The following is a 315-nucleotide window of genomic DNA, read 5'->3' on the forward strand; positions in this document are numbered from 1 at the left end:
CCAGGCGACCGCCCAGGCCCACTTCCAGCACCGCCAGGTCCAGCCCGGCGTCGGCGAACAGGTGCAGGGCGGCCAGCGTGCCGTACTCGAAATAGGTCAGCGTGGTCTGGCCACGCGCGGCCTCGACCGCATTGAACGCAGCGACCAGCGCCGCATCGTCCACCTCCTGGCCGTCGATGCGCACGCGCTCGTTGTAGCGCAGCAGGTGCGGCGAGGTGTACGCGCCGACCTTCCAGCCAGCGGCGCGTGCAATGGCTTCGATGAAGGCCACGGTCGAGCCCTTGCCGTTGGTGACAGCGACCACGATGGTGCGCT

1 pseudogene is annotated in these 315 nt (G+C 69.5%); it reads right to left on the minus strand.

The features are described 5' to 3' along the window. Positions 1 to 315 (minus strand): annotated as a pseudogene (locus tag EN850_RS35125) (bifunctional folylpolyglutamate synthase/dihydrofolate synthase); the annotation flags it as partial.

The organism is Mesorhizobium sp. M8A.F.Ca.ET.207.01.1.1, assembly GCF_004794715.1.
Classification (GTDB): Bacteria; Pseudomonadota; Alphaproteobacteria; order Rhizobiales; family Rhizobiaceae; genus Mesorhizobium.